This is a genomic window from Yersinia intermedia (assembly GCF_900635455.1).
GTDB classification, from domain to species: Bacteria; Pseudomonadota; Gammaproteobacteria; order Enterobacterales; family Enterobacteriaceae; genus Yersinia; species Yersinia intermedia.
This window is the reverse complement of record NZ_LR134116.1, coordinates 1,445,745-1,459,989: the sequence shown is the minus strand read 5'-3', so window position 1 is coordinate 1,459,989 and position 14,245 is coordinate 1,445,745. Positions and strand designations below refer to the sequence as shown.

Here is a 14,245-nt window from a genome sequence, read left to right as displayed (position 1 = left end):
TAATGCTCGGCAGTACACTTCAGCGGCAATCACCCTGCCGATGACCGGGTCCCCGTAGTTAAACGGATATAACAAGCCCCTCCTAAGGGCTAGTTACTGGTTCGATTCCAGTCGGGGACACCATTTTAATGTCTACAAACGTCCACTCAAGTCTATTTTATTCTCTAAATTCAGCAAGTTAACCCCATCACTTCGTCTACCAAATTCCAATAACTTTTATCAACATCCTGCACATTTTGTTGGTATAACAGTTGGTATGGTAAGTTCGATAATGCAGATACCATCAGTATGGGAGGTTTTCTATGGCACTCACTGAGGTAAAAGTAAGAAATGCTAAACCTGCTGAGAAGCCGGTAAAGCTGACTGATGGTGGTGGTATGCACCTTCTGATTCAGCCCAGCGGTTCGAAATATTGGCGTCTGCAATACCGTTTTGCCGGTAAACAAAAAATGTTGGCGTTAGGTGTTTATCCTGAAATCTCTCTTGCCACTGCACGTCTTAGAAGAGACGAAGCAAGAAAGCTAATCGCAAACAACATAGATCCTAGTGAGAAGCGAAAATCTGAAAAGGTTGAAGAAAAAGGTTTGCTCACATTCGAAACGGTTGCCAGAGATTGGCATTCGAGCAACAGGACATGGTCTGATAGTCACAGAACAACAGTGTTAAACAGCTTAATCACTCATCTGTTTCCAGTCATTGGTAAACGGAACATCACTGAACTCAAAACCCGTGATTTACTGCTTCCGCTAAAAAACGCTGAGAAAAGCGGGCATCTTGAAGTGGCTTCTCGTTTACAACAACGCATAACAGCTATAATGCGATATGCTGTCCATAACGCTTTGATTGACCAAAATCCCGCCTATGACCTTTCAGGTGCCGTAACAACACCTAAAAGCACTCATCGCCCTGCTCTCCCCTTCGAACAGCTACCTGAGCTTCTAAGACGAATTGAAGCTTATAAAGGTAAAGGCATAACGCAAATTGCAGTCCAGTTAACCCTGCTGACTTTCATCCGTTCAAGTGAACTTAGGTTCGCACGTTGGTCCGAAGTGAATTTCGAAAATTCCTTATGGACGATCCCAGGAGAACGTCAAGAGTTGGATGGAGTTAAGTATTCTGGCAGAGGCTCGAAAATGAAAAACCCTCACCTTGTGCCATTGAGCAAACAAGCCAAAACCCTGCTCGAAAAACTTCATTCTATCAGTGGCGATAAAGAACTTATGTTCATAGGTTTTAGTCGTGATGACAAACCAATCAGCGAAAACACTGTCAACAAGGCCCTGCGCACTATTGGCTACGATACAAAGAAGGAAGTGTGTGGACATGGTTTTCGAACCATGGCATGTAGTGCTCTAATTGAGTCTGGATTGTGGTCAAGAGATGCTGTTGAACGTCAAATGAGCCATCAAGAACGAAACTCCGTTCGAGCAGCATACATACACAAAGCAGAACATCTCGAAGAAAGGAAACTGATGCTCCAATGGTGGGCTGACTACCTTGAAGCATGTGAAGAGAAAGAACTGACTCCTTTTTCGTTTTGTAACAAAGCTGGATTTTAGCGAGCTAAAGGGCACTCATATCCACCGTTGAAAATGGCTCTTGTCAAAGAGAGCCAAAACTCATGCATTTGTCTAAGAGCGCTATGAATGCAGAGCTTTCCTAGTTTTTGGATAAATTATCATTAATTTTATCAATTACTTAGATTGCTAATACAGGATAAGGTTTGGGCATTCTTTTACACAAATAAATGCCCACATCTTGCGACTCAAGCAATGTCCAAATTTAAATTCACCTAAAAGCTACGCAAAACCCACCCAGTCGCCTTTTCATTTCAAACCATCATTAGATAACAATCCCTATTTCTATTGTTCGAGAGCAAAATTTTAAAAAACAGATGTCAAAAAAGGTTGCAACAACATCAAAATTGATCAATTTTTAACCACAATGACTTATTAAAGTTGCATCAAGGCACTGTAATGAACAATCAAATCAAGGAAAAACAAAGGGTTAGGGTTGCACAGTATTTACGGATGTCTACTAATCTTCAGGAGTTTTCGTTAGATAACCAGGCCCAATTCATCAAAAAATATGCTGATGAGCATAATATGGAAATCTTACATACTTATGACGATGCAGGCAAAAGTGGTGTATCCACAACTGGAAGGCATGATTTTAATCAGCTTGTAAACGATGTCCTTACGAAAGAAATAAATATCGATGCTGTCCTTGTATACGATGTTAGTCGTTTCGGCCGTTTCAAAGATCCTCAAGAGGGTATTTATTATAAATATCTGTTAAAAATGAACAATGTGGATGTCATTTATTGTGCCGAAAATCTCCCAGAAAACAGTGAAACTGAAACATTCATACTTTCTTCACTTATGTATGCTGCGGGAGCCTTTAGTAAAAACCTTTCAATAAAGGTATTTGCAGGACATGTGAATCTTGTGAAAAGAGGATATTATCAGGGAGGAAAAGCCGGATATGGGCTTAAAAGAAAGTTGCTTGATAACAATAACAAACACAAAATGATACTTGCTCATGGTGAGAGAAAGAGTCTTCAAACAGATAGAATAGTTCTTGTCCCCGGAACAAAGAAAGAAGTTGAGTTAGTAAAAAAGATTTTCAATATGTTTATTTTTGAAGGGCTGAATGAATATCTTATCGCCTCGCGACTCAATCGAGAGGGGTATAGATTCAGCGATAAAACAGAATGGACACGAGGTCGAATTCACTCTGTTCTTATTAATAGCCGATATACCGGAAAATACACATATAACCGTACATCACAAAAGTTAAAGACAAAGAAAATTAAAAACCCTGAAAACGAATGGATTGAATATAATTATTTTTTTAAACCTATTATTTCAGAAGAAAAATTTAAATTAGCTAAAGAAATTATTGATAATCGCTCTGTAAAAATTAGCAATGAAAAGATTCTTGATTGCCTAAGAAAAATCCTTTCTAAACATGGAAAGATTTCAGGGTTTATTATAGATGAAGAGGATAGTAGTCCATCAAGCAGTGTAATTGCAAACCGTTTTGGTGGTCTTCTTAATGCCTATAAATTAATCGACTATACCCCTGAGCGAGATTATCAATACTTAGAGATAAACTCTTATCTGCGGAAAAAACACTGTGACATTGTAAAAAAAATAAAAAATGAAATTCTAAGCAGTGAAGTAAAGATATTAGAAAACAAACTGGTTGCAATTAATAAAGCTTTAAATTTCTCCATAGTGCTTTCACGATGTAAAAAAATAGGTTCGAACAGACATAGATGGATAGTGCGATTGGATAGGAGTCTAAATCCAGAAATTAGTATCATTGCAAGAATGAATAGTCTTAATACTGAGCCTGTTGATTATTATATATTACCGTCAATAGATTTTTTTGAAAATGAATTAAAACTTAAAGACAACAATAACCTTTTGTTCGAAATGTATCGTTTTGATGATATCAAGCCATTCTTTAATATGCTATCAACTGATGATAAGGATGTAATTTAAATGCAAGAGCAAAATGTTCATATGGTTAAAATATCTTCTATTAAGGTAGTAATCCCTCGGGCAAGGAACAAATTTCGACATGCAGAAATAACAGAAAGCATTGATGCAAGCGGGCTAAGGAAACCAATAACGATTCGAAAAATCGTTGATAAGAAATACGATTTTGCTCTAATTTGTGGTCAAGGCAGACTTGAGTCATTGACTGCCCTGGGAGAGGAATTGATTCCCGCATTTATATTGGACATAGACGAAAACCAAGCTTACATAATGAGTTTAGTCGAAAACATGGCCCGAGTGATCCCAAGAGCGGGTGAGCAATTTCAACGAATAAAAGAAATGACTGATCAAGGATTAACTAACAAGGAGATATCCAACTCCACCGGCTTATCTTTGCACTGGATTACAAGTTTAACCATGCTTATTAACAAAGGAGAAAACAAGCTATTATCGGCTGTCGAATCAGGAAGTATACCCATATCATTTGCTGTTGAAATTGCAAGAGTGGACTTTGAAGGTGGTCAGGAATTATTGATCAAAGCGTTTGACGAAGGCCTAATAAAACATAAGGATGTTGGTAAAGTTCGTGAAATACTCGACTCGCGGGATGAAGGACTCAAAGGATTTATCAATAATAATTTCGGAGTCACCAAGAAAAAGAAAAAAATGACTACAGATGAGTTACAACAACTTTATCAGGACAATATTTCACAACATAAAAAAATAAAAAATAAAGCTGACTATGTCGAAATCAAACTATTGGTTGCAAGTCAGATATTCAAAGAACTTACCAGCAATGAGAGTTTTTATAAAATAGTAAATGAAGAGAGTTTACAAGATATTGTCAAAGTCATAGTTAAAAACACTGCCAATTGAGGTGTAAAATGATAAAGTATTGCTTTAATGACAAATCAGTAAGCTTCAAACTTGCTGATCTGACTTACACAAAAAAGCTTCCTACAAATTTTCAAATCAGTAAAAAATACACACAAATAAAAAGCACTATATTAGCCATTGGGTTAGTAGAACCAATACTTGTTTTCATTGATCGAACAGATAACTCTGTGAAAATCCTTGATGGTCACCTTAGGGTTGAGGCCCTTAAAGACTTAGGCGAAGATAAAGTAAACTGCCTTATTTCGACTACATACGACACCTACACACCCAATAAAAAAGTTAACCGGATAACAATTATACAGATCCAACGAATGCTAAAAGAAGCTGTAAGGGTAGGAGTTCCTGTTGAAATGCTTTGCACCGCATTGAATGTAAGTGTTGAGTCTCTGAAATCTAACCTATCAGTTTTAAAAGGGATCTGCCCAGAAGTGATCGAATTGTTCAGTGATAAAGATATCCCAATTAATACTTTTAGAACTTTGAAGAAAATGATACCTTTGAGACAAATAGAATGTGCGAACCTGATGGTAAAATTTGAAAACTATTCAATATTATTTTCGGAGTCTTTATATCATAGCTCCTCGCCAGAGTTTCTCATCGAGCAACCAAAAAAGAAATCAGACTCTAAACTTGCAAATAGAAAAGCTGTAGAAAGACTTGAGAAGGAAATGGCACAAGTTCATTTTGACACTAAAAAAATTAAAGAAACCTACGGCTCAAATAGTTTGAAACTCACAATCATTATTTCTCATATTAAGAAACTGCTTGAGAACCCAAAAGTGTTTCATTGACTCCTGAGGAATAAAAGCGATTACCTCAATGAATTGACAGACATTTCTGACATTAACAAATTAACTTAAAGTTTGTTTTTTTGCGGCTTACATAACTTTTTTTTGTAAATGTTAGGATCTACAGCTATTTTGCAGATCCTGACTTCGTATCCAAAATTGCTAATACTCTTATAAAAGTTCTTTAAATTAATTTTTGAAAACAAAGGTAAGTCTTCAGGCAGTTTTTTATTCGTAGCTATAGCGAAAACTAATTTATAATTTTTTGCATCAGGTCGTATTATATGATCAGCCAATTTTATGTGGGCAGGAAGTTTTTCATTAAGCTTTCCTCTGAATTCAGCATCGCTTATGAAAAGCTCAGAACCGACAAATCCTTGAGAGAAAAGATGGCTCATACTTTGTGAACCACTATAATATTTCACATGAATAAAATCTGATGCACCTTTTATAAGATCGCAAAATTCAACTTTGCTTTTGCTCCCACCATGATGAATAAATTTCTGATCCATATGTGTAAATGATTTATCACCAAGGCAAACATTTTTATTGTAATCTTCTTCTCTTTTATAGGAGTATACCGGAAACTTATCTGATTCCTCATAATGTAGGATTTTTTTCATTTCATCATCAATAGTCGTTACGAACTTTCTATCGGCCACATACCATATCGAGTCTCGTAAAATATAGTTTTGGTCGCCCTCTTTTATCTCCGCATAAAAGCATCTATATAAAGACCATTTTTTTATGGATTCAAAATCGGCATTTAAAACATGTAGGTAACTTTTTTTAAGTTCATCAATAGTTACTTCAGTATTTTTACTATCAAAAAAATCACAAACTTGTTCTACTGATAAGTTTTCATGTATAAATCGTTGTCTCTTCTCAAAGCAGTAACCTATTTGACTTTCCCAATCTACTATTTCAGGCTCACCAATCCACACATCATTAAAATCTCTTGATTTTATTTTTTCAATTAAAAGAAGATCCAATATTTCAACTTCTATCTCGTCAGCCTCTTTAATATTATTTACCCATTCGAATTCTTCAGGAAGAGGTAAAAGATAAATGGAGTCTATTTTAGTTAACAATTCTGGAATAGCTTTTAATTCAATATCAGGCATAATTACAAAGGCATCTTTCCCTGTTATTTTACTTCCTAAAAGATCTTCAGTAGAAGTGCCTGTGAGGGTTGTAAGAATATCCATTTCAGAATCAATTTTAAGATTATAAATATCAACTTCTTTACTACTCTGATTACGAGTTAAAAGGTTGGTTTCATTATGACTACCTTTATCTAAACTGCGGATTTTATTATGCTCAATACAGTTAAGGGTTACTCTAAGTCCAAAACCCTTGACGATACGATCATCATTAATTAAGTGATGGCCAGTTCCGAAAGGAATAAGATACCTTGTGTTATCAACCTCAACAACAAGAACTGCTCCAGTGCTACTATTCATACCGAAGAAATCGGGTTCTATGTCCGTCTTTTGGCTCGTGAATAGAGTTGTCCATTCAGGTGGCATTGGGTCCAAAACTTGCTTTGCATAAAGGTATACTCGTGCATTCTCCACCTCGAATTCGACAGGCTCTTGGACTCTTTCCAGATTTAAAACTTGGTCAATGTCATCAGTAATTCTCTTTGTTTTATAAATTGAAAGTTTTATCTTCATTCTATTTACCCCCAATAATTTATCGGGCCAGTATACTTAAAGAGTTCAATAACTGAGTGTCTAATGTTTCTCTTACCGGAGTAGGTAATCCATTTGCAACTCTATAATTTTTGATTGCTGTTCTTGTAGCAGGCCCCATGCTTCCGTCGATATTGCCGTTGTAGAAACCTTTATCGAGTAAAGCGAACTGCACTCTCATAATCAACCGCTTACGTTTTTCTGTATCCGAAGTCAGCCCACTACTTGCACGGTTGGCACCTGTGGTCCCTGCTGGGTTTGTTATGGTTGAGCTATCCGTGTCATTAGAGCGAAGTGAACGGACAGATGAGGAGGAAGAGGACGATGACGAACGAGTCCCTGAACTTGATGATTCTGAGGTGCTTGGTGTGCTGTAAGTTTTCGGATAGTAGGGAGTAGAAGTTCCCCCATAGTATCCACCGCCAGAAGATGATCTATGAGAGCTATGACTTCGATGTGAACTGTGACTGCGATGACCCGCTATATAAAATGGCACATCTGTGTTTAGAGGGGCTATCACCATATCATGCTCGTTAAGAGACATTGCAGGCATATCACTTGCGCCTATAGCTGAGTCACTTGCCCATACAGAGTTATTCAAAGCAAGAAATCCAGGAAGTAATGCTGCGAAATTAAATTTTTTCATTTGATAGGTCTCGGAGGTTGATGAAAACGGCCTTTTGATGAACTGAAATATCCAGCACAGAAAGACTTCTGAGTGCATTCATCACATTCTTTTGGATAATAATTTTTCCAGTCAGAGATGGACTGCGTAGCAAATCCCCAAGCTCTTTCCGGCAGGTGACACAATGGATAATTGAAGATGGTAAGGGGTATGCCCGCCCTATGAGCGGTTTCTACAGCAGAAAGGATCTTCTCGCTATAGCTGTCGTGCTCAACGAAGATTGATGACCAGTTCTTGCGAGCCCATCCAATCGATTCCAGCCCCATCAGTGAAATTTGGTTTATATTGGAGAACACACGGCCAGTGAACTCAACGATGTCATCAAGTTCTGTATAGTTAGCCTGTGTAGGGATGATTCTCAGTTCAATGTTGATCCCTGAGTTACCTGCATTGATTAACCCTCTGACTGTCTCATCGAATGCCCCGTCACTGCCAACCAGATAGTCATGAACTGATGACCTTGAAGAATAAAGTGGGATACCAAAAGTAATTTTGATCTTATCGCTTCGTTCTTTCATCTGACGAGTAAAACTGACATCTGAAAATTTCCGCCCATTTGTTAAAACATGCAACGAAGTGCCTGGCGAGTTTTCGATGATGAAATCGATAAAGTGCAGGAAATCGTCACCATACAGTAGAGGCTCTCCCCCGCTCACTCCTACTACACCATTCAAAGAGAAAGAGGCAATGGCAAGTGCTGACTGACTGAGTAGCCAATCATCGTTTCCAGTCTTAGGAGGCTGCGAACAAAACAGGCAACTGTTGTTGCACCTTTCAGTTACCAGAACCGTATTATGATTTGCTCTTCGGGACAAAATCACCCTGAGCATGTTGCCGTTATTGACGATCCCGATGTCACCATCTTCTATCGAATCGAAAAGCTCTTGGCTTAAAATAGTGTCAGTAAAATATGCAGGTAGCTGTGAATCGCTCTTTGCCTTAGTGACAAGCAAATTTGGGAGGAAGAACTGGGGGTTTTCTGGCTTAAACTTGCACAAGCGATAGAATCCCTGCTGAACTGGCAATTCAGACGAAAACCGGAAAATATCGTTTCTCAACACCTCAGACATAAGCCCATCCTTTAAGCATCTCGGCCATAGGCCCATCCTGAGATATCTCGTTCATAAGGTAACGGAACATACCTTTGTGGTATTGGCAGAATGTAGACCGGCTCTTGTCACCCACTGGTTCGCCGTGAACACTGATATTTTGGCAAGGATCTGCACCACAGAAAGGCTGATAGGCACATGTGTCACAACCAGGCATAGCGAAGTTAAATGATGATGTTAATGACGACCGGTAGAACTCACTATTACTGAACGATAGAGAAGAAAAGTTACCAGCACTAAAATCTGCTTCGGGATTCACTTTCTGTAGCATACGGCTTTCGTCGCTACCGTAAACCTTACCGTCATAATTGAAGAGGATACAGTTCAGAACCACTCCGCTTGGCGATTTCAGGTCTGCATAGCCACTGAAGCCAGGATTAAAGATCCTCTTAATATGGATAGCAGCCGAATGCTCAACGACAGGTATGCCCTTCTGATTCTGAAGTAACACTTCTTCCATCAACTCTTTGTAAAATTCGAAATACTCCGGCATCGAAAAGGTAAAGCTTTGCTTTTGGGCAAATCCGTATGGGCTGACAGGTCTAATAAACATATCCGTAAGACCTAAGCCCAAATGAGCCTCCACTATCGAAACAGGATCTTTGGTAAGTTCTTTTGTTACGGTGGTTACTGTAGCAACACGATTAGAACCCAATTCATCACGTATGAGTTGCATACCAGCGATAGCTCTCGAGTGAGCTTTTGCTCCAGGGAGGATTCGATTCGTATTGTGGATATGTTCATTGCCGTCAAGAGATACAGAGAAAGTAATGTTCCTACTTCTCACCCACTCGATGACAGAAGCATCTAACAGCGACAGGCTTGTAGCAATCACCATTTCAAAAGCTTCGGAGCCGAGTGAAACCTCACATTCGTTATAAATCATTTGCACAAGATCGAATCTGAGGAGTGGTTCTCCCCCCTGAACTTCGATTTTGTATGGCGGTGTTCCCAATTTCTTTATAGCGCTGACAATTTTAGGTATGAGTTTCGGGTCAAGATCGTAGCCACTTGCTCCGACTGCTGCTCTGCTAACCTGACAATACTTGCAGGTATGATCACATCTCAGTGTAGGAACTATCATGAAGATTGGCCTGATGGCTAAATCATTCATGAGTCTTTTAGCTAAACCAGAACTTAACGCAGAATAAGCCAATGAAACCGCGTCATCATTAGCAATAAAAAGCTTACTTTCAAGGCTACCCGATACATTCCGCTCTATCTGAAAGTGGTTGCGTGATAGCTGGAAAAGCTCTGCATCCTCAATGAAGTGGTGGAAACCAGCCAAATTACTGATGAAAACCTTGCCATCATTTAATCTATCGAAGTTAAACGGCATGAGCTTCATCCAGCCAGTCTCTCATCAATACTCTTCAGGACATTGCTGATAATCGCTGCTCTAACTCTTCCCGTATGGCTATCAAGAGATTCCCTTAGCTGGAAATCGTTTCTCAACCGTTCAAATTGGAACTGTATTTCCTCACTACACGTATCAAAAGTTACATGCCAATTTACATCGTCATCTTCCAATCGCCACCGTGTATAGGCAGTCATCCAGTAAAGACTGTTTCTTAAAACCCATTCAGAACATGCTGTTTTGCTTATCGTTTTATTCCACATATATGTCTCAAAGAGTTAATAAAACATAACCATTAGAATGGCTTATGTTTTTGTAAGCATCTTCTAAACCTTCCAGATAGATGACGTAAGATTCAGTAACTGTAATAAAATTTAACCTATTTAAATTCAGTTAGTTACACAAATGACAATCAAGACTTATCCCATATACAATAACATTACCTCTTGAAAGGGTAATTTGTAAATTTTTTTTACATTTTGTGATTGGCTGATAGAACAGGTGGGTAGCAGAAGTTTAGGCGCACATGTGAGACGTAATTGTAAGTAGGCCTTTAAAAACCTGATGTGAGCTTCAAACGCTAAAATTCTTCAGAAGTGTCATTGTGTTACATGTTGCCATTGCCGACACACTTTTCGTATGTCATAACAGTAAGACAGAGATGATGCAGCAGTACCTTTTTCCAATGGTTAACTCATTGAAGTAAAGGAATAAAGTAATTGCAATATCGGTTCTGGTTTACTGATGGGATACATTTCTGGGGAAAATCGAACTTCGAGGTCTGTGTAGAAGACGTAGAAAGCCTAATCTGAGAAGAAGCTAAAAAAACCACACATTGGTCATTTACTCACCTCCGCCCAATAGATACACTATTTACAGGGATTTACAACAACATAAGGAAAAAAGAACATGGCTATTCCAGGCAATATGTGGATTTACGATGATGGTGGCGCACTCATTAAAGGTGGCTGTGACGTAGCAGGAAGGGAATTCAGCATTGAGTTCAAAGGATTTCACCATAACCTTTCAATCCCTACTGATAACGCCATAGGTAAACCCACAGGACCCCGTCAACACTCACCTATGCTCATTGCTACAGAGTTCGACTATTCCAGTCCATACCTATACAAAGCCGTTGCCACGGGTCAGAACCTGAAATCCGCTGAGATAAAACTGCGAATAAATTAACATGGATACATTATTTAAAATATTCGATAAATTTAGTTCCAGACCAATTTTCTTTATTTTTTGCGGATTAACGTTATGTGAATTTTTCCAAGATAAATCTGCATTACAAAATCCCACGGCAGAAAATATTACAACGTTACTGGCAGCAATGCTAATAGTAGTATTCATAACTTGGGGATATGAATGGCTAATCTTTAGGTTCAATGTAAATCTTGAACCTCATGATCAAGGTGACATTGGACCAACTATCGGAACGGCTGCATTAGCTATATACTTAGTTTATGCTTTCCATTTTCTCAGTGTGAATCCTGAAGCATTAAATTTAAAATTATTAACGAGTTCTGGTTTTATATACAGCACAACTTTATTGTTATTTTCGCTTGAATCTATGAAGCTAAGAAGGCTAAAGCAAAAATAAAAAAATCTGTCAGACGTATAGTAGTATCCAAACATCACCCAAAAGATTATGAATCTTTAGATAATTGAAAGCATAGAAGACATTCGGAAATATCTTCTATGCTTATTTTTAAAGCTTAACTGCACAGGGTGCAGGACACATACATTTACTTCTTAACTGCACAAAGTGCAGGATACATACTTTTATTTCTTAACTACACAGAGTGCAGGATACATACTTTTATTTCTTAACTGCACAGAGTGCAGGATACTTACATTTACTGCTGAGCTGCACAGAGTGCAGGATACTTATACTTACTGCTAAACTACACAGAGTGTAGGATACTTATATTTACTGTTGAACTACATATTGTGCAGCATTTAATTTACAGCAAACAATTGAAATAAATTTAGCAGACGTCACATTATTAATATACAAAATTCATTATGCCAAATATTTATCTTAAAATTTAATTTAGTAATATAAGTTTATTATTCAAAATATTAAATTCTATCAGATTCTTTTTTTGTTCACTTCATCATTAATTTCAATACCATCTGAGAGTAATGATGAAATCACTTCCTTTTCTTTACTTGCGATCAAAGCAGGAATACTGAAGGAACCGGATTCTAAACAGTCTCCCCACCACCACATAAATTTATTTACAGCAGGACTCATATCCTTTTCAACCTCTAAAAACTCGTCATTAGAATAAATATATGATAGCATTTTTATATTTTCAACATCCATGACCTTGATCATTATCCTAAACATATCATCTGTTGAATATAAATTAGTTTCATCTAATGATATATTCAATTGCTCAAGCATCTCACTCATCAATTCTTCAACTTCCTCAAATGCTTTATCGTATTTCCCCATTGCGCATCACCTCATATATTATTGTAATATTAATCATCATTCTGATTTTTTGTAGTGCAGTAAATTAATTTATGTCAGCTAACTATTTTGAAATCAGTCAAGAAATTGTCACATGAAATAATTAACCCAATAATTTGCTTATGTCAAATATAATTTCATTATAAATTTATTGCATACATGCAGAGAAAATTTAAAAATTAAAATGTGAAATTAGAATGACTAATTTCTAATAAGTTATATTCTTATCAACACTTGAATTCTACAACCTCAGTCACGAAGAATATCTCCAGTAGTCGCATAAAGGCGTAAGCACTTCGAGCATCTCTCTGACCAAGTCCTTACGCTCCTGCAAGTAATGAAACTTATCAATAAACGCGGGGGGGGTGTTTTTATGGAATATAGAAATTAGCAAGAGGTTATGATCAATCAGACTGTAAACATGGCGTTGAAGTATATTGGGTTCAAAGATATTCTTGTGGCTCATGGTGTGAGATCGATTGCATCAACGATCTTAAATATGAAAGGGTTCATTCTTGACGTGATTGAAGCAGTATTAACACGGGTTAGGAGTGTCTATAACAACCTAAATATCAATGCCGGACTCGAACATAACAACTATCCTTGTGATCTTAAGGGAGTAAAGTAAACCACAATAGGAACGATACCATCATTGATACCATCAGTCCCGTTCTATAATTATCGAACAGCTTATATATTAAGCTTGTTTGCTTACTGTCACTACAACTTTATCAATATCATAAATGCTAATGTTGCCCCCAGTAGCATTGGCCGGATCGAAAAGAGCCAGATTGATCCCATCACTAACAGAACTATTATAAAGCACACCATGAAAACCAGTTTTTTTGATAAACTCACAAATATATTGGCTTGGAATATAATCAAGCGCTGCACTTTTAGGTAACACTGGTCTGGTTAGCTCATAACCAAGTCGTTCAAGAAAAGGAATGTCTGCGAGCATTTTTCCCATTTCACTGGGGTCAGTCAATAAAAATGGAGAAACAGTTGTACGAGGATTACGCAGGTCGATAAGAGTTAAATTATCGCTTAAAGTAAACTCGGCGACACAAGCCTTGTCTCCAGTATGAGGACGAATTTCAGATAAAGCTGTCTCGGGTTTAGAACCAAGGTATAAATATGGTATGCCGGTAGGATTAGCTCTTCCATGACTGACTAATCTCTTTGGAGGAGCACCCATTTTATCAACACCAAAGATAACTTCGTCTGCATAAATTCGAGCACGAAACCAAGTTTGACTAATATCATCTAAGGCAAGAAAACTTAATAATTCCCCAAGTCTATCAGTATCAAGTGATTTATTAAGAAAATATCTATTTTCATACATTAGCTCTTGACAGAGATGATCCCAAAGAGCAAGTGACTCACTCTTATAACTATCTGATAGCACATATGATTTTCGTACAACGTTTCCATCGTCAAGTATATCCCCTAATAACTCTTTGGCGTGAGCCTCATCTAAAAGTGGATGAGAGAATAGCGCCCAATCCTCTTTTAGATGCGCAACTAAACTCTTACCCTCGGGATGTTGTTCGTATATATTAATTAATGAACTAAAATGATCAAATAAAGTATAAGGTTCTATAACCTCAATGTCTTTTGTACCACAATACGAACAATCGCCAAGCTTTGGAGAAAGAGAAGGTATTATACTTCTTTTTAAGCCATTATCTCCAAAGCAATTCGCACAGCAGTATTTTATCATT

The 14,245-nt window shown here is 37.5% G+C and carries 12 protein-coding genes, 1 tRNA gene and 1 pseudogene; 7 read left to right on the top strand and 7 right to left on the bottom strand.

Going from position 1 to position 14,245, the window contains the following annotated elements:
- The first annotated feature begins 48 nt into the window (after positions 1–48).
- The 5 genes from EL015_RS06800 (at position 49) to EL015_RS06780 (ending at position 5,194) form a co-directional block, all read left to right on the top strand.
- Positions 49–123, top strand: a tRNA-Arg gene (locus EL015_RS06800).
- A gap of 179 nt (positions 124–302) precedes the next feature.
- The gene (locus EL015_RS06795; protein WP_005183471.1) at positions 303–1,559 is read left to right on the top strand and encodes a tyrosine-type recombinase/integrase; all 1,257 of its coding nucleotides are present in this window, start codon (positions 303–305) and stop codon (positions 1,557–1,559) included.
- A 417-nt stretch (positions 1,560–1,976) separates the two neighbouring features.
- Positions 1,977–3,509, top strand: a complete 1,533-nt coding sequence (locus EL015_RS06790) for a recombinase family protein (protein WP_126286777.1) — start codon at positions 1,977–1,979, stop codon at positions 3,507–3,509.
- Positions 3,510–4,382: a ParB/RepB/Spo0J family partition protein gene (locus EL015_RS06785; RefSeq protein ID WP_032905926.1), complete on the top strand. Its 873-nt coding sequence runs from the start codon at positions 3,510–3,512 to the stop codon at positions 4,380–4,382.
- Positions 4,383–4,390: 8 nt separating this feature from the next.
- Positions 4,391–5,194 (top strand): plasmid partitioning protein RepB C-terminal domain-containing protein, encoded by an 804-nt coding sequence (locus EL015_RS06780; RefSeq protein WP_005183476.1) that lies wholly within the window; start codon positions 4,391–4,393, stop codon positions 5,192–5,194.
- Positions 5,195–5,259: 65 nt separating this feature from the next.
- Here EL015_RS06780 and EL015_RS06775 read toward each other — a convergent pair whose 3' ends face one another.
- The 5 genes from EL015_RS06775 to hxsD are packed head-to-tail and all read right to left on the bottom strand — an operon-like array spanning position 5,260 to position 10,299.
- Positions 5,260–6,867 (bottom strand): TIGR04141 family sporadically distributed protein, encoded by a 1,608-nt coding sequence (locus EL015_RS06775; protein ID WP_005183482.1) that lies wholly within the window; start codon positions 6,865–6,867, stop codon positions 5,260–5,262.
- 19 nt (positions 6,868–6,886) lie between these two features.
- Complete coding sequence (hxsA, locus tag EL015_RS06770) at positions 6,887–7,531, bottom strand: His-Xaa-Ser repeat protein HxsA (RefSeq protein ID WP_071984974.1); 645 nt, start codon at positions 7,529–7,531, stop codon at positions 6,887–6,889.
- Complete coding sequence (gene hxsC, locus EL015_RS06765; RefSeq protein ID WP_032905927.1) at positions 7,528–8,640, bottom strand: His-Xaa-Ser system radical SAM maturase HxsC; 1,113 nt, start codon at positions 8,638–8,640, stop codon at positions 7,528–7,530. Before hxsC ends, hxsA begins: the two co-directional genes overlap by 4 nt.
- A complete protein-coding gene (hxsB, locus tag EL015_RS06760; RefSeq protein WP_005183494.1) occupies positions 8,633–10,027 on the bottom strand; it encodes a His-Xaa-Ser system radical SAM maturase HxsB in 1,395 nt (464 codons plus the stop codon). Before hxsB ends, hxsC begins: the two co-directional genes overlap by 8 nt.
- Positions 10,024–10,299, bottom strand: a complete 276-nt coding sequence (gene hxsD, locus EL015_RS06755) for a His-Xaa-Ser system protein HxsD (protein ID WP_032905928.1) — start codon at positions 10,297–10,299, stop codon at positions 10,024–10,026. Before hxsD ends, hxsB begins: the two co-directional genes overlap by 4 nt.
- Positions 10,300–10,945: 646 nt before the next feature.
- Here hxsD and EL015_RS06750 point away from each other — a divergent pair.
- Both EL015_RS06750 and EL015_RS06745 read left to right on the top strand, forming a co-directional pair.
- Positions 10,946–11,209 (top strand): annotated as a pseudogene (locus EL015_RS06750) (Hcp family type VI secretion system effector); the annotation flags it as partial.
- Positions 11,210–11,225: 16 nt separating this feature from the next.
- The gene (locus EL015_RS06745; protein WP_032905929.1) at positions 11,226–11,642 is read left to right on the top strand and encodes a hypothetical protein; all 417 of its coding nucleotides are present in this window, start codon (positions 11,226–11,228) and stop codon (positions 11,640–11,642) included.
- Positions 11,643–12,134: 492 nt separating this feature from the next.
- Here EL015_RS06745 and EL015_RS06740 read toward each other — a convergent pair whose 3' ends face one another.
- Both EL015_RS06740 and EL015_RS06735 read right to left on the bottom strand, forming a co-directional pair.
- Entirely contained in the window at positions 12,135–12,503 is a 369-nt protein-coding gene (locus tag EL015_RS06740; RefSeq protein WP_005183503.1) for a hypothetical protein, read from the bottom strand.
- A gap of 715 nt (positions 12,504–13,218) precedes the next feature.
- Positions 13,219–14,244: an RES family NAD+ phosphorylase gene (locus EL015_RS06735; protein ID WP_005183507.1), complete on the bottom strand. Its 1,026-nt coding sequence runs from the start codon at positions 14,242–14,244 to the stop codon at positions 13,219–13,221.
- Between the last annotated feature and the right edge of the window lies 1 nt (position 14,245).

Bases quoted from the DNA above. Each gene is read 5' to 3' on its own strand.
- EL015_RS06795 (WP_005183471.1), top strand. From the start codon at position 303: ATGGCACTCACTGAGGTAAAAGTAAGAAATGCTAAACCTGCTGAGAAG.
- EL015_RS06790 (WP_126286777.1), top strand. From the start codon at position 1,977: ATGAACAATCAAATCAAGGAAAAACAAAGGGTTAGGGTTGCACAGTAT.
- EL015_RS06785 (WP_032905926.1), top strand. From the start codon at position 3,510: ATGCAAGAGCAAAATGTTCATATGGTTAAAATATCTTCTATTAAGGTA.
- EL015_RS06780 (WP_005183476.1), top strand. From the start codon at position 4,391: ATGATAAAGTATTGCTTTAATGACAAATCAGTAAGCTTCAAACTTGCT.
- EL015_RS06775 (WP_005183482.1), bottom strand. From the start codon at position 6,867: ATGAAGATAAAACTTTCAATTTATAAAACAAAGAGAATTACTGATGAC.
- hxsA (WP_071984974.1), bottom strand. From the start codon at position 7,531: ATGAAAAAATTTAATTTCGCAGCATTACTTCCTGGATTTCTTGCTTTG.
- hxsC (WP_032905927.1), bottom strand. From the start codon at position 8,640: ATGTCTGAGGTGTTGAGAAACGATATTTTCCGGTTTTCGTCTGAATTG.
- hxsB (WP_005183494.1), bottom strand. From the start codon at position 10,027: ATGAAGCTCATGCCGTTTAACTTCGATAGATTAAATGATGGCAAGGTT.
- hxsD (WP_032905928.1), bottom strand. From the start codon at position 10,299: ATGTGGAATAAAACGATAAGCAAAACAGCATGTTCTGAATGGGTTTTA.
- EL015_RS06745 (WP_032905929.1), top strand. From the start codon at position 11,226: ATGGATACATTATTTAAAATATTCGATAAATTTAGTTCCAGACCAATT.
- EL015_RS06740 (WP_005183503.1), bottom strand. From the start codon at position 12,503: ATGGGGAAATACGATAAAGCATTTGAGGAAGTTGAAGAATTGATGAGT.
- EL015_RS06735 (WP_005183507.1), bottom strand. From the start codon at position 14,244: ATGATAAAATACTGCTGTGCGAATTGCTTTGGAGATAATGGCTTAAAA.